Origin of the sequence: Acinetobacter sp. ANC 4173 (assembly GCF_004331255.1) — a bacterium.
GTDB lineage: Bacteria > Pseudomonadota > Gammaproteobacteria > Pseudomonadales > Moraxellaceae > Acinetobacter.
The window spans coordinates 95605-119050 of record NZ_SJOF01000010.1 but is presented as its reverse complement, the minus strand read 5'-3'; the positions used below and the strand labels follow the sequence as shown (position 1 = coordinate 119050).

Annotated in this window: 23 protein-coding genes; 12 read left to right on the top strand and 11 right to left on the bottom strand. The window is 41.7% G+C overall.

All coding sequences use genetic code 11. The annotated features are described in order from the left end of the window. Positions 1 to 6 precede the first annotated feature (6 nt). Entirely contained in the window at positions 7 to 1032 is a 1026-nt protein-coding gene (locus E0H94_RS12605; RefSeq protein WP_131326839.1) for a class I SAM-dependent methyltransferase, read from the bottom strand. A 67-nt stretch (positions 1033 to 1099) separates the two neighbouring features. Further along, a complete protein-coding gene (locus tag E0H94_RS12600; protein ID WP_131326838.1) occupies positions 1100 to 2470 on the bottom strand; it encodes a uracil-xanthine permease family protein in 1371 nt (456 codons plus the stop codon). Between the two features lie 170 nt (positions 2471 to 2640). Between E0H94_RS12600 and typA the strand changes: the two genes are divergently transcribed. The 3 genes from typA to E0H94_RS12585 all read left to right on the top strand — a co-directional run bounded on the left by typA (position 2641) and on the right by E0H94_RS12585 (position 5550). After that, complete coding sequence (gene typA, locus E0H94_RS12595) at positions 2641 to 4470, top strand: translational GTPase TypA (protein WP_131323268.1); 1830 nt, start codon at positions 2641 to 2643, stop codon at positions 4468 to 4470. Between the two features lie 182 nt (positions 4471 to 4652). Beyond that, complete coding sequence (gene mscL / locus E0H94_RS12590; RefSeq protein WP_116760018.1) at positions 4653 to 5087, top strand: large conductance mechanosensitive channel protein MscL; 435 nt, start codon at positions 4653 to 4655, stop codon at positions 5085 to 5087. Positions 5088 to 5220: 133 nt separating this feature from the next. Then, entirely contained in the window at positions 5221 to 5550 is a 330-nt protein-coding gene (locus tag E0H94_RS12585; RefSeq protein WP_131326837.1) for a gamma-glutamylcyclotransferase family protein, read from the top strand. A gap of 57 nt (positions 5551 to 5607) precedes the next feature. Here the strand turns inward: E0H94_RS12585 and E0H94_RS12580 are convergent, their stop codons facing one another. Both E0H94_RS12580 and mutM read right to left on the bottom strand, forming a co-directional pair. After that, complete coding sequence (locus E0H94_RS12580; protein ID WP_016165366.1) at positions 5608 to 5892, bottom strand: peptidylprolyl isomerase; 285 nt, start codon at positions 5890 to 5892, stop codon at positions 5608 to 5610. Next, positions 5889 to 6740 (bottom strand): bifunctional DNA-formamidopyrimidine glycosylase/DNA-(apurinic or apyrimidinic site) lyase, encoded by an 852-nt coding sequence (mutM, locus tag E0H94_RS12575; RefSeq protein ID WP_131326836.1) that lies wholly within the window; start codon positions 6738 to 6740, stop codon positions 5889 to 5891. Before mutM ends, E0H94_RS12580 begins: the two co-directional genes overlap by 4 nt. A gap of 192 nt (positions 6741 to 6932) precedes the next feature. Here mutM and E0H94_RS12570 point away from each other — a divergent pair, with 192 nt between their 5' ends. Then, positions 6933 to 8042, top strand: coding sequence for an NADH:flavin oxidoreductase/NADH oxidase (locus E0H94_RS12570; RefSeq protein ID WP_131326835.1), 1110 nt, complete (start codon positions 6933 to 6935; stop codon positions 8040 to 8042). A 114-nt stretch (positions 8043 to 8156) separates the two neighbouring features. Beyond that, complete coding sequence (locus E0H94_RS12565; protein WP_131326834.1) at positions 8157 to 9083, top strand: AEC family transporter; 927 nt, start codon at positions 8157 to 8159, stop codon at positions 9081 to 9083. Between the two features lie 82 nt (positions 9084 to 9165). On the opposite strand, the gene E0H94_RS12560 is transcribed toward E0H94_RS12565, so the two are convergent. Then, positions 9166 to 9984, bottom strand: a complete 819-nt coding sequence (locus E0H94_RS12560) for a tetratricopeptide repeat protein (protein WP_131326833.1) — start codon at positions 9982 to 9984, stop codon at positions 9166 to 9168. A 253-nt stretch (positions 9985 to 10237) separates the two neighbouring features. Further along, a complete protein-coding gene (locus E0H94_RS12555; protein WP_131326832.1) occupies positions 10238 to 10432 on the bottom strand; it encodes a hypothetical protein in 195 nt (64 codons plus the stop codon). A gap of 467 nt (positions 10433 to 10899) precedes the next feature. Between E0H94_RS12555 and sbmA the strand changes: the two genes are divergently transcribed. From sbmA to E0H94_RS12540, 3 genes are all read left to right on the top strand, one after another. Further along, complete coding sequence (gene sbmA / locus E0H94_RS12550; RefSeq protein WP_131326831.1) at positions 10900 to 12093, top strand: peptide antibiotic transporter SbmA; 1194 nt, start codon at positions 10900 to 10902, stop codon at positions 12091 to 12093. Between the two features lie 141 nt (positions 12094 to 12234). Beyond that, complete coding sequence (locus tag E0H94_RS12545; RefSeq protein ID WP_413773017.1) at positions 12235 to 13308, top strand: DUF1176 domain-containing protein; 1074 nt, start codon at positions 12235 to 12237, stop codon at positions 13306 to 13308. Positions 13309 to 13602: 294 nt separating this feature from the next. Continuing rightward, on the top strand, positions 13603 to 14580 hold the full coding sequence (locus E0H94_RS12540) for a hypothetical protein (protein ID WP_227548611.1): 978 nt from the start codon (positions 13603 to 13605) through the stop codon (positions 14578 to 14580). Between the two features lie 385 nt (positions 14581 to 14965). On the opposite strand, the gene E0H94_RS12535 is transcribed toward E0H94_RS12540, so the two are convergent. Then, positions 14966 to 15544, bottom strand: a complete 579-nt coding sequence (locus tag E0H94_RS12535; protein WP_131326828.1) for a DJ-1/PfpI family protein — start codon at positions 15542 to 15544, stop codon at positions 14966 to 14968. Positions 15545 to 15767: 223 nt separating this feature from the next. Between E0H94_RS12535 and E0H94_RS12530 the strand changes: the two genes are divergently transcribed. Next, complete coding sequence (locus E0H94_RS12530; protein ID WP_131326827.1) at positions 15768 to 16250, top strand: hypothetical protein; 483 nt, start codon at positions 15768 to 15770, stop codon at positions 16248 to 16250. A 112-nt stretch (positions 16251 to 16362) separates the two neighbouring features. On the opposite strand, the gene E0H94_RS12525 is transcribed toward E0H94_RS12530, so the two are convergent. Continuing rightward, entirely contained in the window at positions 16363 to 16878 is a 516-nt protein-coding gene (locus tag E0H94_RS12525) for a chromate transporter (RefSeq protein WP_131326826.1), read from the bottom strand. Further along, complete coding sequence (locus tag E0H94_RS12520; RefSeq protein ID WP_131326825.1) at positions 16875 to 17450, bottom strand: chromate transporter; 576 nt, start codon at positions 17448 to 17450, stop codon at positions 16875 to 16877. The genes E0H94_RS12525 and E0H94_RS12520 overlap by 4 nt, the downstream gene beginning before the upstream one ends. Before the next feature lie 114 nt (positions 17451 to 17564). Between E0H94_RS12520 and E0H94_RS12515 the strand changes: the two genes are divergently transcribed. The 3 genes from E0H94_RS12515 (at position 17565) to E0H94_RS12505 (ending at position 20451) form a co-directional block, all read left to right on the top strand. After that, on the top strand, positions 17565 to 18449 hold the full coding sequence (locus E0H94_RS12515; RefSeq protein ID WP_131326824.1) for a LysR family transcriptional regulator: 885 nt from the start codon (positions 17565 to 17567) through the stop codon (positions 18447 to 18449). Positions 18450 to 18530: 81 nt separating this feature from the next. Continuing rightward, a complete protein-coding gene (locus E0H94_RS12510; RefSeq protein WP_131326823.1) occupies positions 18531 to 19046 on the top strand; it encodes a hypothetical protein in 516 nt (171 codons plus the stop codon). A 280-nt stretch (positions 19047 to 19326) separates the two neighbouring features. Then, positions 19327 to 20451, top strand: a complete 1125-nt coding sequence (locus tag E0H94_RS12505) for a hypothetical protein (protein ID WP_131326822.1) — start codon at positions 19327 to 19329, stop codon at positions 20449 to 20451. A 30-nt stretch (positions 20452 to 20481) separates the two neighbouring features. On the opposite strand, the gene gatB is transcribed toward E0H94_RS12505, so the two are convergent. After that, positions 20482 to 21948, bottom strand: coding sequence for an Asp-tRNA(Asn)/Glu-tRNA(Gln) amidotransferase subunit GatB (gatB, locus tag E0H94_RS12500; protein ID WP_131326821.1), 1467 nt, complete (start codon positions 21946 to 21948; stop codon positions 20482 to 20484). After that, entirely contained in the window at positions 21948 to 23426 is a 1479-nt protein-coding gene (gene gatA, locus E0H94_RS12495; protein ID WP_131326820.1) for an Asp-tRNA(Asn)/Glu-tRNA(Gln) amidotransferase subunit GatA, read from the bottom strand. The genes gatB and gatA overlap by 1 nt, the downstream gene beginning before the upstream one ends. Positions 23427 to 23446: the final 20 nt, after the last annotated feature.

Below are 23446 nucleotides of genomic sequence, written 5' to 3'. Positions count from 1 at the left end.
TGTTCCTTAAGATTTCTTTTGTGCGCTAGCAAACAGCACTTTAAAGCCTTGTTGATCGGCTTTGGTTGTACATTGACCAAAACTTTGCTCAATAAGTAATGGGTAATTCAAAAAGCGATTGGCAACAATCCACAATTCGCCATCTGATTTCAGATGACGGCGGGAAGTTTTGCATAAATTTTCGCTGGCATTGTAATCTGTATGAATACCTTGATGGAATGGGGGATTGCTGACGATGGCGTGCAAAAAGAGAGGTGCGTCCTCAATTCCACGGACTGCTTTAATCTCAAGTTGTTCTGGTAAAAGATTATTTCTTTCAAAGGTCATTTGGGTAGAGGCAAGTGCAAAGGCATCGACATCTAAAGAAAAAATGCGGTTTTTCGGATTCAATTTGGCTAAATAGGCACTGATCACACCAGCACCACAGCCAAAGTCTGCAATTTTGCCAGAGGTGACTTGTGAAAGGTGAGGTAATAACACGGCGGTACCCACGTCTAGGCGGTTTTGGCTAAACACACCGGGTAAGGCACAAATCTGTAATTCACCTTTAGGGGTTGGCACTGTGTAGTGTTGTGCCCAATCGGCCAAAGGTTTTGCGGTTACGGTCTTGTCGGTGACCAATTGCCACATTTGACAATGCCGAGCGCTGTCTAATTTGAGGCTTTTGCCAAAAGGTTGTAGTTGTTTTGCGGCACGTTCCACCCCACCTTTTTTTTCACCGACTAAAAAGATGGAAGAACCTACGGCCATACGACCGACCAGTTGGTATAGGACGTAGTTGAGTAGTTCTTTTGATTTTGGGACAAAGACGATTGCCTGTTCAAAACCTGCCTCTGGCAAATCGGTGCCAAAATGTACAGGGCTTTGTTGGGCTTCAAAATATTGTAATTCGTTAAAATTCCAAGTCCAAAAATGGGTTTCAACTGTCCCTGCAAGTTCTGAACTCAATTCATCACACGGTGCATTGACCAATAGAACTGAACCAGAGAGAAACGTTTGCTGGCGAAGAATAACTTCACTTCGTGGATCCATCTTATTTACTCCATAGTAAAAACGATGCCCAGACAATGCTGGGCAAGGTGCATACAGAAATGAAAACTTATTTCTTCGTTTCAGGAAGCACAATATTTAAAACCAGTGCGGCAATACCACCTGTTGCAACACCTGAACTAAAAATGTTACGGAACAATTCAGGCAGGTGCTCTAAAATTTGTGGTACTTGAGCAACGCCCAGACCTAATGCGAGTGAAATCGCAATAATGAGCAGGGCGCGACGGTCTAGATGTACTCCTGCAAGAATATTAATGCCTGATGCTGCTACAGCACCAAACATGACCATGACAGCACCGCCTAATACGGCTTGCGGAACGGCTTGGATCACGCCTGCAACCGCAGGAAGTAAACCCAAAATCACCAATAGCGCTGCAATCCAGATACCGACGTAGCGGCTCGCAACGCCTGTCAACTGAATCACCCCGTTATTTTGTGCAAACACCGAGCTTGGGAAGGTATTAAAAATACCCGCGAGGAATGAGTTAGCCCCATTGACCAATACGCCACCTTTAATGCGTTCCATCCATGTTGCACCATCGACTGGTTGGTTGGAAAGCTTAGAGGTTGCAGTAATATCACCAATTGCTTCTAAAGAGGTCACCAGATAAATAAATGCCATAGGAATAAACAAGCTCCAAGAGAAGTCAATTCCAAAGTGCATTGGTGTTGGTATTTGTACCAAAGGAGCATCTTTTAGACCTGAAAAATCGAGATGTCCCATAAAGGCTGCAAGTACATAGCCGACAATCAGTGCGATTAAAATGGCTGAACTTTTTACCCAAGTAATACGAATACGGTTCAGTAAGATAATTAAACTCAGTACCGTACACGACATAATCAGGTTGTCGGTATTGGCAAAAGTGTTGTTTGACATGGCTTGATAGCCACCGCCCATGCTGATTAAGCCTTCCTTAATTAAAGTCAGACCAATCAACAGCACCACAATGCCTGTGACCAATGGGGTAATGAGCATTTTGACCCAAGGCAAAATACGTGAAACGCCCATCTCAATGAATGAACCTGCAATCACCACGCCAAAAATTGCTGCCATAACCGATTCTACAGGTGTACCCGCAGCAACCATGGCGGAGCCAATTCCAATAATTGGGCCAATAAAGTTAAAACTTGTGCCTTGAACAATCAGTAAACCTGCGCCAAAAGGACCCACTTTTTTACATTGTAAGAAGGTTGCTATGCCCGAAATAACCAAAGACATGGATAAAATCATGTTGGTATCTTTTTGGGATACGCCTAAAGCTAAGCAGATGAGTAAGCCTGGCGTAACAATCGGAACAATAATGGCAAGTAAGTGCTGAAAGGCAGCGAGGAAGGCTATGAAAGGTTTAGGGCGGTCATTTAAACCATAGACCAAGTCAAGCTGGTCTTGCGAATGGGGAGATTGATTCTGAGGAGACATAACTCAAATGCTATGGGCAAGATGGCGCTATTCTAATCGAGTTACACGGCTTTACAAAACAAAATGCCGACCACTTGTGAAAAAAAATGAGCTTGTCAATAAACTGTCACTACTAAAATCTATTATTTTTCTGTATAATTTGCCCTCAAGTTTCAGGCTTATCGAATTCTATGTCAGATATCAAAAATCTCCGCAATATTGCAATTATTGCCCACGTCGACCACGGTAAAACCACACTTGTCGATAAATTACTTCAACAATCAGGTGCTCTTGGTGATCGCGCAGGTGAGATTGAGCGTGTCATGGATTCGGGCGCTATTGAAAGTGAACGTGGTATTACCATTCTTGCAAAGAACACTGCAATTAAATGGACCGATGCTCGTACGAATACAGAATACCGTATTAATATCGTCGACACCCCGGGACACGCAGACTTCGGTGGTGAAGTTGAACGTGTAATGTCGATGGTTGACTGTGTATTGTTATTGGTTGACTCTCAAGAAGGTCCAATGCCACAAACTCGCTTTGTAACGCAAAAAGCGTTCGCGCGTGGTTTAAAACCAATCGTAATTATTAACAAAGTTGACAAACCAAGCGCACGTCCAGACTGGGTTATTGACCAAGTATTTGACTTGTTCGACAACCTTGGCGGTTCTGACGAACAGCTAGACTTCCCAGTTGTTTATGCATCTGGCTTACGTGGTGTTGCTGGCCCTTCTCCAGAAGAATTGGCTGACGACATGACGCCATTATTCCAAACAATCGTTGACATTGTTGAACCACCAGCAGTTGATGCTGATGGTCCATTCCAAATGCAGATCTCTTCACTTGACTATAACAGCTTCGTAGGTGTTATCGGTGTTGGTCGTATTCAACGTGGTTCAATTGGTTTAAATACACCTGTAACTGTCATTGATAAAGACGGTAAGACACGTAACGGCCGTATTTTAAAAATTATGGGTTACCACGGTCTAGAGCGTGTTGATGTTGATTCTGCTCAAGCAGGCGATATCGTATGTATTACAGGTATTGATGAACTTCATATTTCTGACACGATTTGTGATCCGAAAAATGTTGAAGCTTTACCACCATTGTCTGTAGATGAACCTACAGTAACAATGACTTTCCAAGTAAACAACTCACCGTTTGCAGGTAAAGAAGGTAAATTCGTTACTTCACGTAACATCCGTGAACGTTTAGACCGCGAATTAATTCACAACGTAGCATTACGTGTAGAAGACACTGACAGTCCAGACCGTTTTAAAGTATCTGGTCGTGGTGAACTTCACCTTTCAGTTCTTATTGAAAACATGCGTCGCGAAGGTTTCGAAATGGGCGTATCTCGTCCACAAGTAATCTTGAAAGAAGTTGACGGTGAAAAACAAGAACCATACGAAAACGTTACATTTGACGTTGAAGAACAGCACCAAGGTTCTGTAATGGAACAAATGGGTAGCCGTAAAGGTGAAATGACCAATATGGAAGTTGACGGTAAAGGCCGTATCCGTATTGAAGCAACTGTGCCTTCACGTGGCTTAATTGGTTTCCGTTCAGAATTCTTGACCATGACTTCTGGTACAGGAATCATGACTTCAAGCTTCTCTCACTACGGTCCGATGAAACAAGGTACTGTTGCGAAGCGTCAAAACGGTGTATTGATTTCTATGGTTCAAGGTACTTGCCTTGGCTATGCACTGTTCAGCTTACAAGACCGTGGTCGTCTATTCGCTAAGCCACAGTTAGAAGTTTACGAAGGTATGATCGTAGGGATTAACTCACGTTCAGACGATATGGTGGTTAACCCAACTAAAGCTAAACAGTTAACTAACGTACGTGCTTCTGGTACTGATGATGCGTTGACTCTTGTTCCTGCAGTTGAATACACGCTTGAACAAGCGCTTGAGTTCATTGAAGATGATGAATTAGTTGAAGTAACACCTAAGTCAATCCGTATCCGTAAGCGCTGGTTGACTGAAAACGAACGTAAGCGTAACAAATAAGTTATTCTTATCTTCGGATGATAAAAACCGCTGATTTTGATCAGCGGTTTTTTTTGTATAAGTTGTTCAACAAAGCGTTGTAGAAAATTTACAAAACCAAGTAAATTAGATGAAAATATATAGATTTCAATAATGTATAATTCGTCACATAAATTAAAGTCAAAAAATAACTGGAGATTTCAATGAGCATTGTTCAAGAGTTTCGCGAATTTGCGGTAAAAGGCAACATGATTGATTTGGCTGTCGGTGTGATCATTGGTGGGGCATTTGGTAAGATTGTTGATTCATTGGTAAAAGATATCATCATGCCCCTGATTACTGTCATCACAGGTGGCGGTGTGGATTTCACGCAAAAATTCTTTGTTTTGGGCGATAATCCGAATAACCTACAGTCCTTAGATGAGTTGACCAAAGCCGGGGTAAATGTCCTGACTTATGGTAACTTCCTTACGATTTTAATTAACTTCATCATCTTGGCATGGGTGGTATTTTTAATGGTGAAAATGATTAACCGTATGCGTCGTAAGCAAGAAGAAGCAGCACCCGAACCAGCAGCAACACCTGAAGATATTCAATTGCTACGTGAAATACGTGATGAATTAAAAAATAAATCTTAATCAATTCATGGTTCATAAACGGCACTTTCAAGTGTCGTTTTTTATGTCATCAATGCTGTATGAAAGGGCTAGTTTTTGTACATTTTTCCGATTAAGATGCGCGCTGATTTTTAAATTGAAAGATGAAGATCCGATGAATCGCTTATTTGTCTATGGAACCTTACGTCCAAATCAGGAAAATGCGCATATTTTAGAAGGCATTGGTGGCACATGGCAGAAAGGCTATGTGAATGGCGTGGTACACATTTTGGATTGGGGACCCGATCAAGGATTGCCTGCAATTGTACTGGACCGAACCGCTCCGAAAGTGGAAGGTTATTTCTTTAGTACCGACAAATTGATTGAACATTGGACTTCGTTAGATGACTTTGAAGGCATGCAGTATCAACGGGTCACGGTTCAAGTTGAATTGGAGTCGGGCGAACAAACCGATGCTTGGATATATGAAATGAAAGCGGCTTAAACCGCTATCAAAAGGGCAGTGCCTAAAATCATATAGGCGCTGCTTTACAGGATCATTTTAGAATGCCATACGGAATTTTATTTCAACCAAATGAAACCCAAATTGGCTTTTCACTGGACCATGCAGGACATGTTCAGCCGCAGTAAAGACCAGTTTATCAATCACAGGTACCAATTGACCCTTTTTCACTTCACCCAGTTCACCACCACGCTTACCCGAATTACAGGTCGAGTATTGTTTGGCAATTTTGGCAAAATCGGCACCATCTAAAATTTTCTTTTTTAACTGCTCAGCTAACTCTTTATCTTTGACCAGAATATGTCGAACAATGGCTGTTTTCACTTGATCTTACCTCGCTTGATTGCTGTCGTTTTAGCTACCTGTTTCAAGGGTTGGCATTGTGGGCAGAAGACACTTGCACGTTGTCCCAGTTTTAAATTTTCCAGTGTTGTTTCACAGTTCACACACATTTCACCCGCACGACCATAAGCGAGCAGGGTTTGTTGAAAGTAGCCATTTTCCCCCATCGCATTACTATAATCTCTTAGAGTTGATCCACCCAGTTGAATGGCGTGCTGTAAGATTCTCTTGGTTTCTTGCACCAGTTTTTCAATTTGGTGCATAGATAAACTTGAGGCCACTTGTGCTGGATGTATGCCCAAATTGAATAAGCTTTCAGTGGCATAGATATTGCCCACACCCACCACCACATGATTATCCATCATTGCAACTTTTATGCCGACCTGTTTATTTTTCAACTTTTGGCTTAAATAATCTGCATTAAATGCTTCGCTTAATGGTTCAGGTCCTAAAGGGGCAAGCAGTTTTACTTCAGTTTCTGCATCCCACCAAAGAATGCAGCCAAAGCGGCGTGGGTCGTGATAACGCAATTGAATGTCATCAAATTGAAGAATCAAATGATCGTGTTTGCGTTTTTCCTCATGCGTTTCACATAATCTAAAACTTCCCGACATGCCTAAATGCCAAAGCATCCGATCTTGTTCAAATTCTGCCAAAATATACTTAGAACGACGCGTGAGCTTCAGTAGTTTTTGTCCTTGTAAGCGGTGCAAATCATCAGGGATCGGCCAGCGTAAACGTGGCTCAAAGACTGTAACGGATTGAACGTGTTGTCCAATCAGCGGGAGCAAGCTGGTTTTGGTGGTTTCTACTTCGGGTAATTCAGGCATAGGCTTCAAAATGACAGTTCTAAGACAACAAGGCTAATATCGGGCTGAATAGGCGGGAATGCAAGCCTTTTCAAAATCTGATCGCTTTCTTTTGAGTATGGAACTTAAACAATAGATGAAAAGAGTATTTGCAGCCTCGGCCTAATCTGTATAACGTGATAAGTCACGGAAATTAGAATTATGAGGCATCGCATGTCACGCTTATTTCAGCCCATTCAGTATGGTTCACTCTCTGTAAAAAATCGTATCGTCATTGCGCCAATGTGCCAATATTCAGCCAACGATCAAGGTGAGCTGAGCTATTGGCATGAACAGCAATGGGCAAATTATGCCTTATCTGGTGCGGGTTTGTGTATTGTCGAGGCGACAGCAGTACAACCCGAAGGACGAATCAGTTTTGCAGATTTAGGACTATGGAATGATCGACAACGCGATCAAATGCAGCAGTTATTGAAGAAAGTACGTTCAATTTCTCCGATGCCATTTGCGATTCAATTGGCACATGCAGGGCGTAAGGCATCTACAGATAAGCCTTGGTTGGGCAGAGGACAAATTACTCCAGCAGAACAACATGGCTGGCAAACCGTTTCTGCCAGTGAGGTGACATTTAATCCGAAAGATATTCCTCCACATGCGCTATCGACGGCTGAGCTTAAGCAAGTGCAGCAAGATTTTGCCCAAGCTGCCATTCGTGCTGTGGATGCAGGATTTGATTTAATTGAGTTGCATGCAGCGCATGGTTATTTGTTGCATCAATTTATGTCACCGCTGGCGAATCAGCGTCAGGATGAATATGGTGGCGAGTTTGAAAATCGCATTCGGATGACCTTAGAAACTTTTCAAGCCATACTTGATGTTGTACCTCAAGGCTACCCAATAGGGGTGCGTTTATCTGCGCAAGACTGGTTTGATGGCGGTTGGACGGTTGAGGAATCGGTTGAATTGTCGAAACGTCTGCAACAATTGGGGGCTGCCTATATTCATGTTTCTAGTGGGGGGCTACATGTAGAGCAGGCGATTCAGATTGGCGCAAATTATCAAGTTCCATTTGCGCAAGCTGTAAAACAAGTCATTGATATTCCAGTGATTGCAGTAGGGTTGATTACGGAAGCTCAACAAGCAGAACAGGTGTTGCAACAAGAGCAAGCCGATGCAATTGGCTTGGCACGTGCAATGTTGTACGACCCACGGTGGCCTTGGCACGCCGCGGCAGAATTGGGAGAAACCCTAGAAATTGCGCCGCAATATCTGCGTTGTCAGCCGCATGGCGTTAAGCAATTATTCAAGCCATTTTCAGAATAAACCAAGGTTGAATTCATTGTTGCAGTAGAACTTTCCTTTAATCACACCGTGATGATTGCATGCTAGAACCTAGTAAGGAGGCATTTTGAACAAGCGTTGGTATGGAGTGTACATGTGGTCTTAAGTATTATTTTTCCCATTATATTGTTGGTATTGCTTGGGTTTGCCTGTGTCAAAGGTGGCTTAATTCTGTCTGAACAGATTAAAGCGCTCAGTGCTTTCGTGATCAAGATTGCTTTACCTGCGTTTTTATTACATGCCTTGGCCAGTCGCAATTTAAATGAGATTTGGCACCCGAGTTATTTCATTGCGTATGGTGGTGGCTCATTACTACTGTTTGTTTGTGCTTTTGTTTTATATCGACATTATTTTCAACATCGCTTAACCGCTTCGGCAGTCATGGCGATGGGGGCATCCATGTCAAATACAGGCTTTATTGGTACTGCAATTTTGACTATGTTGATTGGTCAACATGCGGCAATTTATATTTCTCTGACGTTGATTATTGAAAATCTGCTGATTGTGGCTTTGGTGTTAATGATTGCTGAAGCAGGACTACAGCAGCAGGGCAGTTTTAAACAGATTGCCCTTCCAACGTTGGTGAATCTGCTGAAAAACCCCGTCATTTTAGCCATTATTTTAGGGATGAGCTGTGTATTGTTGGGGCTAAAATTGCCTGCTGCCATCGATCAGATTTTAGCGATGCTGGGGAAGACGGCATCGCCACTGGCGTTGTTTGTGATTGGTGGTAGTTTGGTCGGTATAGGTCTTAAAGCTGTTGATATACAAAGTCTTATTTTAGTTTTCTTTAAAATTGTTTTGATGCCGTTGACCATTTTTCTGCTGTTTTCAGCACTGCCGAATGTCAGTCAGGAAATGTTGTATGCAGGAACTTTATTGGCGGCATTGCCTATGCCCATCGCATTTGGCATATTTGGGCAGACTTATGGTTTGAATGAAAAAGCACTCACGCCTTTAATGCTCAGTACGGTACTGGGTTTTGGGGTTGTGAGTGGGCTAATTGCATTTTGGTGGGGATAGAAGCGCCGTACTTTCGAGCATAAAAGAATGCCCATCTTTTTAGATGGGCATTCTTTTATGCTCGACAGGCAATTTGGATAAATTAGCTTTTTTTCGCAGCTTTGGTTGAAGCTGTTGTTGAAGCCTTAGCCTGATCAGCCATCATTCTTTCAACCACAGTTAACGATTCTTGTGCTTGCGGTACATTTTCTTTAGCAAGTGCCATGAAGATTTTTTTCGCTTCAGGCAGATTTTGCGGCACGATATTGCCATTGGTAAACATATTACCAACGGCCATCAAGGCGGGAATATAGCCTTTCTGTGCCAAGCTTTGAATGCTGGCTAAACCTTGTTTAATCGGAGCTTCATCTTTATTTTTGAATCCAGTGCTAATGTCATACAAGGCTTTAGCATGAAGGGCTTGGAAATTGCCTTTTTTGATTAAAGGATCAAGCTTTTGTAATGCCAATTTGTCCGAGGCTGGGTTATTTTCAGAAAAAAGTAACACTGCCAGATCGACTGTTGCATCGCTAAAACCTTTGGCAGAGGCTTTTTCAAAATACTGTTTTGCTTTCGCTGTATCTTGTTTTAAACCCAAAGTACCTGCTAAATAATTTTTGCCCAATACATAGTCCGCAACGGGGTAACCTTTACTGGCAGATTGCTCATAAAGCTGAATGGCTTTCTTTTCATCTTTGGTTGTGCCTTGCCCCATTTGGGTCAAATAGCCTAAATTGTAAAGGGCTTGGGCATTGCCTGACTTGCCAAGTTTTTCCAATGCCTGATAGGCACCCGTCATATTATTGGCCTTGACCATGGCTTCAACTTCGGTAAAAGCGGGATCAGCTGTGGCAGGTTTGCTTTCGGCAAATGCGAATTGTGTGGACATCGCGATTAAGCTAGCGAGAATTATTTTTTTCATCTTTTAAAAACCTTGAGGGGCATTCACACAATTCCATCTGTGTGTCGGGTAGAGAAACAAATACATAATAAGTTGAATTGACCGAATGTAAATATAGCAATTGTGTTTTGCTTAAAATTATTGTTATTGATTTGCTAATATTGATCGGTGTTTAAATTCACTCAATTCGAGCTTGTGAAAGTAACCACTCCATATACCCGATATGAGGTGGTTAATATGACAATTCATGTAGCTTGACCGGCTGAGTGGAATCTTAAAGTTTACGCCAAATGATATTTTCGCCATCTAAATTTACAGTAAAACTAAATTTGGCATCATCACTTACCAATAAAGAATTCGGTGTTTTCAATAAGGCTTTAAGAATCGTGCCTTCTTCGAAGACTTTCGCGGTGTGATTTTCTTTTTCTAGGGTAATTGGTTTAATCAGTTCAATGACAAATGATTCCATATTCTGCTCCTGATGAATTGGGTTAATTTTATGGCAAGAGTGTAGCATTATTCCTTTCAGACATAGATTTCCCTACGTCAGAAATACAAAATATTTCATAGAATAACGATGAAAAAACGCTATCGATCTTGATAAAAATCAAAAGTCTATTTCACATCATGCCGATTTTTTCGCAATAGCCAATCTATAAGCAATATAGAGGGCTGATCGATTACGAATATAATAATTATGTAAAAGAATCAATCGTTATAGAGCAAAGGTTGGTGTTGAAATGTGAAACCCTAATCAATAAAAAATTATGAGATTGATCCACAAAAAAGTTTGTGCAAATGAGAATTATTTGTACAAATAAATGATTACAAAAGAAAAAAGTACAAATATCTGTAAAAGTTCGTACCAGAAATTACAAAATTAGGATTAGTATTCCAAGAATATCCATTCAAATAATTCAAGGATTTTCGGGTTCAATGTTTAAATCATTTTTTCCAAATCCCAAATGGTTTTTTATTTCGGTGTTGATCTGGTCAGTACTTAATATGACTTTGTGGTACACGGGAGGAAATACATGGGGGAGTGCCATTGGATGGCCACAGGGATATACCCATACAGAGTTACCTGTAGGTGTGAGTCGCTTTTGGTCACCTTCGTTTTTATGGTTTTATGTTTGGTTCTTTATTTCAACCGCACTATTTGCTTTGTTCTGGAAATTTTTTTCCGACAATAAGTGGCAACGTTGGTCTATTTGGGGTTCTGCCTTTATTTTGTTTAACATTTGGTTTGGTGTACAGGTCAGTGTTGCGATTAATGCTTGGTATGGTCCATTTTGGGACTTAATCCAAAATATGTTGGGCAAAGGCGGCAATATTAAAGACCTATATATGGGCACCTTAACCTTTCTCTACATTGCGATGGTGGCGGTGACTTTTGCCGTGATTAACGCTTTTTTTACCAGTCACTATGTATTCCGCTGGCGTACAGCGATGAACGAATACTATACGCAACGTTGGGAAAAACTGCGCCAAGTTGAAGGGGCATCACAGCGTGTGCAGGAAGACACCATGCGCTTTGCTACCATTCTGGAAGATCTGGGTGTCGAGCTGATTAAAGCCATTATGATTTTGGTCGCGTTTCTCCCCATTTTATTTGATTTGTCTAAACATGTGCCTGTATTACCCGTTGTAGGAGAAGTTCAGCATTCACTGGTTTGGGCATCGATTATTTGGGCCATTTTCGGTACGGTGTTGTTGATGGTGGTGGGAAATAAGCTGCCAGGTTTGGAATTTAACAATCAGAAAGTAGAAGCAGCATATCGTAAAGAATTGGTATATGGAGAAGATCATGCAGATCGTGCGCAGCCTGCAACCTTAGCCGAACTTTTTAGTCGTGTACGCAAAAACTATTTCCGCCTGTATTTTCATTATGCGTATTTCAACTTGGTGGCAACGTGGTATCGACAACTGGATATTTTATATAGCTTAGTGGTGCTATTTCCGTCCATTGCAGCGGGGAAAATGACCTTAGGGTTGGTCAATCAGATTGGGAATGTTTTTGATAAAGTTCGTGAATCGTTTCAATATTTAATTATGTCTTGGAAAACTATTATTGAACTTTTATCCATTTATAAGCGTTTAAAAGCCTTTGAATCGATTTTAGATGAATAATGGAGTACTTCTGTATGGAAAGACCTGCATTTTGCAGGTTTTTTTATTTTGGAAAATAAGGTCATTTTGTTCAAATACCTGAAAAGCGTTAAACTAAAACCAATGATGACAATAAATAGCAGTATATTCCTGATGAAATTTATCGCTTATTTTATTTCTACAACGTGTCTCGCTACGGTCAGTACAGCCATCTTGGCGCAGGATATTCAAGGGATGTCCTTTTCCCATGAGGACTGGGAACTGTATTGTAGTAATACAGGCACATGCCGTGCGGCAGGTTATCAAAATGATGATGTCAGTCAATCGGAACCCGTTTCATTACTTTTGACGCGTCACGCCGGGGCGAAGCAAGCGGTAACGGTAGAATTTGCTTTAGCCAGTTTTGAAGCAGAAGAATTGCCTGTGTCTAAGGTTCGGAATATTCATTTTTTTGTGAATGGTCGAGACTTAGGGGCAGTGAATATTGAGGGTAATGAGCTGCCTTTGATGGGGACGCTGTCGAATCTGCAAGTGAATGCCTTATTACAAGTTGCTGCACAAAATGCCCAAATTGAGTTTAAAAATCAGAATGCGCATTGGCAAATCTCTGATAATGGCATGACTGCGACACTGTTAAAAATGGATGATTTCCAAAAACGGCTGAATACTGTGGGCGCTTTGATTAAAAAGGGACGCAACAGTGAAGCTGGAGTTTTAGCAGCTGCTCCAAAATTCGTGGTGAAACAGGTGAAGACCGCGAATCAACCCTATCGGACTTTAGCACCAACTCAAGCACACTATCAGACCTTGTCTAAAACGTTGATGTCATCGCAGCCTAAAACGGAGGATGTGGGGGAAGGGTTTTGTGATGGAGTATATACGGGAGATGGGCAAGAGCCACAATCGATTCAACTGTATAAATTAAGCGGACAAAAGGTATTGGCCACAACGCTGTGCTGGCGTGCTGCCTATAATGAAGGTTATGGCATGTGGGTCTTAGATGCGTCACTCAAAGGTCCTGCAACTTTTATTACCGAAACTGCATCAGACTTTTCTGAAGGGCGTATTCAGAGTGCGCAAAAAGGGCGAGGCATTGGGGATTGTTGGTCAATCGCAGAATGGGTGTGGAATGGACAACAGTTTGTGCAAACTGTCGATCGTTGGACAGGAATGTGTAAAGGGTTAGCCGCGGGAGGCGTGTGGGATTTAGATAAAATTGAGGCCGTGGTTAAGTAGTCTGTGGGTTAGCATGTACTGAAATTGGGGCATGGTTGATCACTATTTTCTATTTATTTGATTTAAAAGATGATTTTATGTAGTCACCTTTGTATCAGCTTCAATCACAGCGATTGTGTTAATTGATACAACTAAAAAAACAAAAATAGAATTTGCTTAACATTAAATGTGGTTTGATTGATTTTGTTTTCAATAGAAATAAAAAATGAGTAATAAAATCAGTAGTCTACGGTTTGTCATTTTATATGATTTGCGATATTTTTAAACAATAAAATAATTATTGAGAACGACGACGTGAATTTAAAACAATTTATCTTCATTGGGGCGATGGGAGTTACTTTACAGGGGTGTAACCACATCAGTAATTTTAGTACAGACTCCATCAATAAATATGCAACACCACAAGCGTTAATTGACCAGAAAAATTTGAATGTAGCCGATGGTACAGCGAAAGAATATGTCTATGATTGGGGACAACCACAAAACACCACGGAAACTCAAGCGTTATATCCACGTAAGTATTTAGGCAGTTATTGTCATGCCAAAGGTGGCAAATTTGCCTTGCTGTATAAAAGTAATTTGCATTTAGTCAAAGATCAGGCACAGAAAAAGCGCCTGACGGGAAACAGTAATGTGAAGCAAGGTATCGGCGCTTATCAATGTGTATTGCCTAATGAGCGTTGGATTGTTTCGATTGAACCTACCGCAGAAGGAAAGTTGAAAAGTCGTCTTGCAGCACGTGCTGTGAGTTTGCAAACCCGTATGCTGAGTGCGGATGAAGCCAAGCAATGGTATAAAAATGTAGGATCAAACTCGGCAGAGAAAAAAACAGCGAAGAGCACGACAACGACAAAAAATAGCAAAACCGAAATAGCCAAAGAGCCTGACAATAAAAAAGAAGCAGAGAAAAAGAAAGAAAGTAAACCTGCTGTAGTAGAAGCTACGCAAACTGTATCTGCCCCAGTAGTTGAAACACCGCAACAGCAGCAGCTTAAAGCTTATGTCACCGCTCGTCGTGATTTAAGCAAAGGGACCAATAAGTTAAATGCCTGTAACAATGCCCAACGTGCGTATAACTATGGAAAATTGGCAGGAACCAATGCAAATGTGTATACCGATTCAGGCATGCTCGTTGCACGTTGTTTGACCAGTGTGCCTGCATACAGCAGTCGTTTTTCTAACCCGAAGGGACAGGCCGATAAAATTCTGCAAAATCTTGCTAGCAACTATAACCATGCCGGTGCTAAGCGCATGTTGAAACAGGGGCGATAAGTCGTTTAACGGTCAGTTAAAGTGAATAAATGGGACTGAGGCAGCATCATGAAATAAAAAAGTAAATAAAGGGAGGTGAGGAGGGGGAACAGTTCGGAAAATGCTGTGTATTTTGAGGCAGCATTATTGGATTAGGAAGTCAGGGAATATGAGGTTGAAGCACTATGGGCAACCCGAAAAAATGCGGCAGCTTTGGGTTTGACTCTACTCTAGTTGAAGCGGGGCAAGCTATTCAAATTCAAAATCAAGGCGGCTCTTTTTATTGGTATTGGAACAAATCACCGACCATACATCATCCGTCGCCCGTGATGAAATAGCTCATCTATGGGTTGCGTTCCCGACATGTGGTCTGGAACGCAATGATCATTGCTTAAGATAAAATGTCTTAAATCTGAATAGTTGCACCGAGTGCTTTTACATATTGCGCTAACCAAGCAGGGTGTGCAGGCCACGCCGGTGCTGTGATCAAATGTCCATCGGTCACCGCTTCTGTGACGGCAATATCGGCATAGTGACCACCTGCCAGTTTCACTTCTGCGGCACAGGCAGGATAGGCTGAACAGGTTCGGCCTTGCAGTACATTGGCAGCAGCCAGAATTTGTGCACCGTGACATACCGCAGCAATCGGTTTTTTCGAAGTATCGAATTCTTGCACAATTTCAATGACACGAGCATTCATACGTAAGTACTCAGGTGCACGACCACCTGGAATGACTAAACCAATATAGTCTGTGGTATTGACTGCATCAAAATCATGATTAATGGCAAAGTTGTGTCCACGCTTTTCGCTATAGGTTTGTTCCCCTTCAAAGTCGTGAATCGCCGTGGCAATACTGTCCCCCGATTTTTTATCTGGACAGACCGCATGTACGGTATAACCCAGTCCTGTCAAAAATTGAAAAGGCACCATGGTTTCGTAATCTTCGGCGTAATCACCGACCAGCATGAGAATCTGTTTAGGCATGATTTTTCTCTCTGTGTTGTTATGTATGGAATCATTTTGTTTCAACATAGCATAGCCCGATGATCAGTTTAAGTCAGGCTTTGTTGTCTTTAGTCGTAACGAATTATCAGTAGAGGGAGGGAAAATAAAAGACATCCAATTTCATCGTAATCATCAGTTGTTTTAGACCTGATCTGGATTAAAATGCCAGTCTGTCGTATAGCAATAACAAAGGATAACAAAGATGGGCGTGAAGCACTGGGTTTCAAAAAGTTTGTTGTGGGTCGCAATCAGTTTTTCTTCAGTGACCATGGCTGCGGATATGACCAGCTATCGGGGGATGGGGACTGCGAAACAAGATTTTCCGACTTTTAAAGTTTTACAAGCGGGTGGCTTTATTGCCAAGAAACCTGAAGTTTCCCGTTATGACTACAACGATGTATTTCGCATTAAAAAACCACTCAAGTTTATGGGACAAAATGTGGTCGCGGTGTCGGATGAATATATGTCACAGTATATCGGCTGTTGTGTCAGTGAAGGTTGGGGCGCTGTATTGAGTAAAACTGCGGATTTAGCCGCACTGCAACAATTTGCCAAAAAGAATCAGTGTTCTTTAGGTGTTATCGCAAACGATAATACTGATTATTATAGTCATATTCTAAAAAGACGTCCGCAAGCTGAATATTATGAGCTGTCTTGTCGGGAGCGAGATTTAGCGCAATATTAAATCATGTTTTATCCGACAGGAGATGCCACTCGGTGAGTTGGATTCACTCCGTATCTAATTAGAAAAATGATGAAACCCGCATTGTGCGGGTTTATTTAACTTTGTGATATTTTTATAGAAAACAAGCGCCTGCAGTTGCGCCAAAGAGCATAACCCAAAGTGGATGTACTTTCTTAAACAGACTCATCACCGTCGCAATTACAATGATGGCAATCAGTAAGTTATTTTGTGCCGATGCATCGGCAATAATCCATGCACTGACTAATACCAAACCCACCGTAATCGGCTTTAAGGCTTTTTCAAAGCGTTCGCGTAGAGGATGGTCTTTAAACTGGTTCCAGAATTTGAGTGCGAATACCGTAATCACGGATGAGGGTCCAAATTTGGCCAATGAGGTGACCAAGAGTCCTGCGGGGCCTGCTACATGCCAACCAACCAGCGGAACAATCATCATATTGGGGCCGGGTGCTGCCTGTGCCATCGCAAACATGGTGCTAAATTCGGTGGCGGTTAACCAGTGATGCACCTCGACCACTTGATGTTGCATTTCAGGCAAAATGGCATTACCACCGCCAAAAGCCAGTAAAGAAAGCTGAGTAAAAACGATGGCTAAAGCAATCAGAATCATGCGTTTTTTGCTCCTTTGTTGAAACTTAAAACCGTGATATTGAGGGCAACTAAAATCAGCAAAGTCAGTAGCAATGGAATTTTGATGACCAACATAAATAAAAAAGTCATGCCTATGGTCAACCACGTTAAATAGCGTTTCATAATGGGACGCAGCATTTTTAATCCCATAGCAAATAACAAACCTGCGGCAGCCGCTGCCAAACCTTCAAGCATGTGTTTGACCATGGGGATGGACTGAAATTGTGCATACAGTTCATACAGCAGAATCACAATTAAAGTAGGTGCTGAGATGAGACCCACCACAGCACTTATTGCGCCCTTCACACCTTGAAATTGATAGCCAATAGCCACCGCCATATTGATGATATTGCCACCGGGGAGCAGTTGACACACGCCTAACAAATGCGTGAATTCCTCAATGCTGAGCCATTTACGATCATCCACAATCATACGGTGTGCCAGTGGCAGTACTCCACCAAACCCCATTAGACCTAGCTTCATAAATCCCATAAATAATTCCTGATGATTGGGATGAATGTTTTGCTCCAATGTCATGACTTGCGTTTTCATTGCTGACCTCACTCGTTCTAATGTCAAAAGTATGCGCCTGTTGCGTTATAATGAAAAATGCTATTTATGATGTAATCCATACCTAAATAGTATGTTTAATCTAGAGGGTGGACGATGGATATACACAAGCTCAACGCCTTTGTGGCTGTGGTAGAAGAAAGCAATATTTCACGTGCAGCCGTGCGTTTAAATATGCAGCAGCCACCTTTGACCCGCATCATTAAAGGTCTGGAAGATGAATTGAATGCACAGCTACTGAAACGGTTACCACGTGGCGTAGAGGCAACTGAAGCAGGGAAAGTGCTGTATCAGGAAGCACTGACCATATTGGCACATGCACAGGCGATTCCACAGCGCGTGAAGAACATTACACAAGGCTTAGAAGGGCAATTGAATATTGGCTTTACCAATTCGGTCGGGTTGCATCCTTTCTTACCTGCTTTGCTGCGGCGCTTCCGTGAGGCTTTTCCTGCGGTGTCTATTCATCTGGAAGAAGATGGCAGTAACTCACTGATTGATTCCATCAGCAATGATAAAAATGACATCGTATTTTTGCGTAAACCTGCACCGATTGGTTTGGGGCTAAATAGCCTGCATGTACTGGATGAACCCTTGATTGTGGCGATGCCGAATAATCATCCCTTAGCGGAACAGTCCGATGCAATCCAATTATTGGCTTTAGAACCTTACGATTTTGTATTGTATCGGCGTTTAGCAGGGCAGGACTTATTCGACAATATTATGGCGAGTTGTTATCAAGCGGGGTTTAGTCCCAAAATTGTCCAAGAAGCTCCGCGTTTAACCTCCAGTTTAAACTTGATTGCCGCAGGTATTGGCTTATCGATTGTGCCTGAAGCCATTCGAGATTTCTGGAACAAACAGATTATCTACAAACCGTTAAAAGCAGATGTACCATGTATTGCCCCAATTTATGCGGTGTATAAGCACAATCCTGAAAATGTACGTTTACAGTATGTGTTGCAATTATTAGGCAAATAGCCCCACGAGATACAGAGTCATAACAACCAACGCTAAAGTCATATGCTACAAAGAAGCCAATCAGTTATTGGAATTCAGCAGATGTCTGTACAGCTTGTGAAAACTCAGGGGAAATGGTCGGGTCTTGGTCATGCAGTGTTGTTGGTAGCCACGGTTTTGGGTGCAACGCAGATGAGCATGGCGAGTACCCCAGTCGATCAACTGAGTGATTGTCTAGTGAAATCGACTACAGCTACCGATAAAACCGCCGTGTTGCAGTGGACTTTTGTGGCGTTATCGACGCATCCTGATTTAAAGCAGTATAGTCAGGTCACGGAAGATCAGAAAACCGCATTGGATAAAAATGTGGCGCAGGTGTTGCAGCGCATTTTGGTCGAGCAATGTTCGACGCAAACCAAAGCGGTGATTCAGGCAGAGGGCATACAAGCTGTCGGTGAAAGTTTTCAGCAGCTGGGACAGATTACAGGCGAAGAAATTGTAAAGAATACCGAAGTGAAGCAGCAGTTGAATGGTTTGTTACGTTATGTGGATTTAAACAAGATGGTGACGACATTTTTGACGCCTGATATTTGGAATAAGCTGGGTGTGGTGAGGTAGTTTTACCTCTCTCTAACCCTCTCCTAAAGGAGAGGGAATATCCATTACTCAATTGATGATGTTATTGAATTTGTAATGAAAGCTCCTTCTCCATTGGGATGAGAAGCACTGCTTCGCAAGGGGGTGAAGGTAGATATATTATTTAGATTTTGGATGTTGAGGTTATTCTATATATCTGATTTTTTTAAATAAAAAATATTCTTTTGAGGATCTGATTTACAATTTAGATAAAAATTTTAATATAATGAATTTACTGTGATTTTTTGAATTGTGATTATTGATGCGACAACAAATACTTAATCTAGATGGTATATCAACTAAAAAAATTGATACAAAGCATAAATATCACATTGTGAAAAAAAGTGATGGGAGTTATTCATCCAATATAAAACTTATGATGGGCAGAATTGACAATGCGTGCGTATTTTACGCTGATCGTATCATTAATACGCTTTTTGAAAATGAACTGGAAATTTATGACCAGCTTAATGTTGAGTATTATGAAAAATTAGACAAGAGTAAATATTTTATATATGCAGGGTTGAGTGGGGAAAGTCTGTTGTCAAGAGATGAATTTAAAAACTATCTCGAAGAAACAGTTGTTAAATCGGAAATGAAGAAATCTATATATAAATATTTTTATTCTTTTGAAGTTCTATATTTGACAAAAAATATTCAGAATCTTTGCAGACAAATACAAGATAATTTGTACTTCTTTTATGATCAATTTAATAGTGAAAATATATTTGAAGGACGTAAAACAAAAGAAGGGCTAACAACTATATATTCAAGGGAAGGTATTATTATTAGCTCACTTTTAGAGTCAATAATAATTAAGACTTCTTCTGTATTAGATTATTTAAGTAAATTAGCTTTTGAAGCTGAAAATTTACCTCCAAAATTTGATGAGTACCCAAAGAGAAAATCATTAGATTATTCACATGGTGACTCTTTAATTGGCCAAAATAAAGATGACAAAAAATTAAAATGGTCTACTGATGAAAGAGAAGGCACTGTATTTGAAGATAAACATTCAGATGTTCTATTAATTAAGAAATTACGAAATCATATTGTACATAATGGTTTTTTAGATATGGAAGCTAGTATCTATGAGAACAAAGAAAAGGGTAAGTTAAAAGAAAGATTTATTCTTATGCCTGACTACAGTGAAGGGCAACTAGACAAGTATAAAGGAAGAACATTATTCTATTCTAAGGATGTTAAAATTAATCAAATTCTTCCTGAAATATTAGAATCAATTATGCAGCTAACATTTCGCACGATAGAAATATTAGTGAATAAAGAAATTATTAAAAATCATGAATTTATAGGTATTAAGGCGACAGAAATTAATGTGGACATACCTGATTTACGACCTAATGAATTAAGAAAAAACCCGCTCTAAAGCGGGTTTTCTTTTTAAAGAAAGATCAGATTAACCAATCAATTTCTTCATCAGTTCATTCACTTGTGCAGGGTTAGCTTTGCCTTTTGCAGCTTTCATCACTTGACCGACAAGACCATTAAAGGCTTTCTCTTTACCAGACTTGTACTCTTCAACCATTTTTTCATTGGCTGCAAGCACATCTTTAATAATCGCTTCAATTGCACCTGTGTCGGTTTCTTGCTTCAAGCCTTTTTCAGCAATAATGGCATCGGCAGTTTTGCCTTCTTCCCACATAAAGCCAAACACTTGCTTCGCAATTTTACCGTTAATGGTGTTGTCCACAATACGTGCAATCATGCCACCCAACTGTTCAGCCGAAACAGGGGAATCCGTCAACTCTAAGCCTGCTTTATTTAAAGCACCCGAGAATTCGCCCATCACCCAGTTTGCAGATACTTTACCTTGAGCAGCACCGCCAGCAGCTTGAACCACTGCTTCATAGAATTCTGACATTTCACGCGTTAGCGTTAAAACGTGAGCATCATACTCAGTCACACCAAAGTCCGCTACGAAACGCTCACGACGTGCCGCAGGTAACTCAGGTAATGTTGTGCGAGCCGCTTCAATTTGTGCATCTGAAATAATCACAGGCAACAAGTCTGGGTCAGGGAAGTAGCGATAGTCGTTCGCTTCTTCTTTCGAACGCATTGAACGCGTTTCCATTTTTACTGGGTCAAATAGACGTGTTTCTTGGTCGATTTTGCCGCCGTCTTCCAAAATGTCCATTTGGCGTTCAATTTCAACATTGATCGCTTGTTCAATGAAACGGAATGAGTTGAGGTTTTTTAGTTCACAGCGTGTACCAAATTCGTTACCCGGACGACGTAGCGACACGTTACAGTCGGCACGGAATGAACCTTCGGCCATGTTACCGTCAGAAATACCCAACCAACGTACTAACGTGTGAATCGACTTGATATACGCCACAGCTTCTTCGACCGAACGCATGTCAGGTTCAGACACGATTTCAAGTAAAGGTGTACCTGCACGGTTTAAGTCGATACCTGACATGCCTTCAAACTGGTCATGGATCGATTTACCGGCATCTTCCTCTAGGTGAGCACGCGTTACGCCAATGCGCTTCACCGTACCATCTTCAAGTTGAATGTCGATATGACCCAAGCCCACAATCGGGTTGTCCATCTGGCTAATTTGGTAGCCTTTTGGTGAGTCTGGATAGAAGTAGTTTTTACGTGCAAATACTGATGCTTGGTCGATAAAAGCATCAATACCTAAACCAAAACGAATCGCCAAATCCACCACTTGTTTATTTAAAACAGGCAACACACCCGGCATTGCCAAATCGACAAGGCTGGCTTGTGTATTTGGGTCTTGACCAAATTCGGTCGAAGAACCTGAGAAAATTTTAGATTTGGTCGCAAGCTGAGTGTGAATCTCAATCCCGATAACGACTTCCCAACCGTCAATCAATTTCAACTTTTGAGCTTCAGCCATTATGCATTCTCCTCAGCAATTGCTGCACGTTTGGTGTGCCAGTCCGTGTTTTGTTGGTATTGATGAACAATTGACAACAATTGTGATTCTGACCAGTAGTTACCAATCAACTGTAAGCCAACAGGGAGTTGATCTTGGTCAAAGCCAACAGGGGCGTTGATGGCTGGTAAACCTGCCAAGTTCACTGCGATGGTGTAGATGTCGCCCAAATACATTTCGACTGGGTCTAACGATGCGCCAATGCGGTAAGCTGTCGTTGGTGCAGATGGCGCAGCAATCACATCAACATTTTCAAAGGCTTTCAAGAAGTCTTGTTGGATTAAACGACGAACTTTCTGCGCTTTCACATAGTAAGCATCGTAGTAACCCGCAGACAGGGCATAGGTTCCAATCAGGATACGACGTTGTACTTCAGGGCCAAAACCTTCAGAACGAGAGCGTTTATATAAGTCTAAAATGTCAGTTGGGTTTTCACAGCGGTAGCCGTAACGTACGCCATCAAAACGAGAGAGGTTCGATGATGCTTCCGCAGGAGCAATCAAATAATAGGTTGGAACATAAGCTTCAGTCATGTTGAGATCAATCTCAACAAGTGTTGCGCCCATCTCTTCCAACTTTTTTAATGACTCTTCAACACGTGCTTTTACTGCTGCGTCTAAACCAGCGACATTAAAGTATTGCTTTGGAATACCAATGCGTAAGCTTTTAACCGCTGTGCTGTTTAGGTTTGCCACATAATCATCAACATCTTTTTCAATAGAAGTTGAGTCTTTCGCGTCATGACCTGCCATCACGTTCATCAGGTAGGCACAGTCTTCTGCCGAACGAGCCATTGGGCCACCTTGATCGAGTGATGATGCATACGCAATCATCCCGAAACGGGATACACGACCATAAGTTGGTTTTAAACCGGTTAAACCACAGAACGACGCAGGCTGACGGATTGAACCACCGGTATCTGTACCTGTCGCAAATGGTGCAAGGTCAGCCGCAACCACTGCTGCAGAACCACCTGAAGAACCACCTGGTACGTGATCAAGTGCCCACGGGTTTTTGGTAGCGCCGTAGTAAGATGACTCAGAGGTTGAACCCATGGCAAATTCATCCATGTTCACTTTACCTAAAGTCACCAGACCTGCGGTTTTACCTTTGGCAACCACTGTTGCATCGTAAGGAGAGATAAAGTTGTCTAACATCTTAGAACCCGCAGAAGTGCGAATGCCTTGAGTACAAAAAATATCTTTGTGTGCAATCGGCACGCCTGTGAGCACAGTCGCTTGACCGGCTTGACGTAAAGCATCTGCGGCATCGGCTTGAGCCAAAGCTTGTTCAGCCGTCACCGTCACATAGGATTGGACTTGAGCATCGATTTTTTCAATACGTTTTAAATAATGTGCAGTCAGTTCGCGAGAAGAGAATTGAGCTTGTGCCAAACCCTCAGCAAGTTCACGAATCGATAAGCGGTGTAAATCGGTCATGAGAAATAATTCTTTACGTT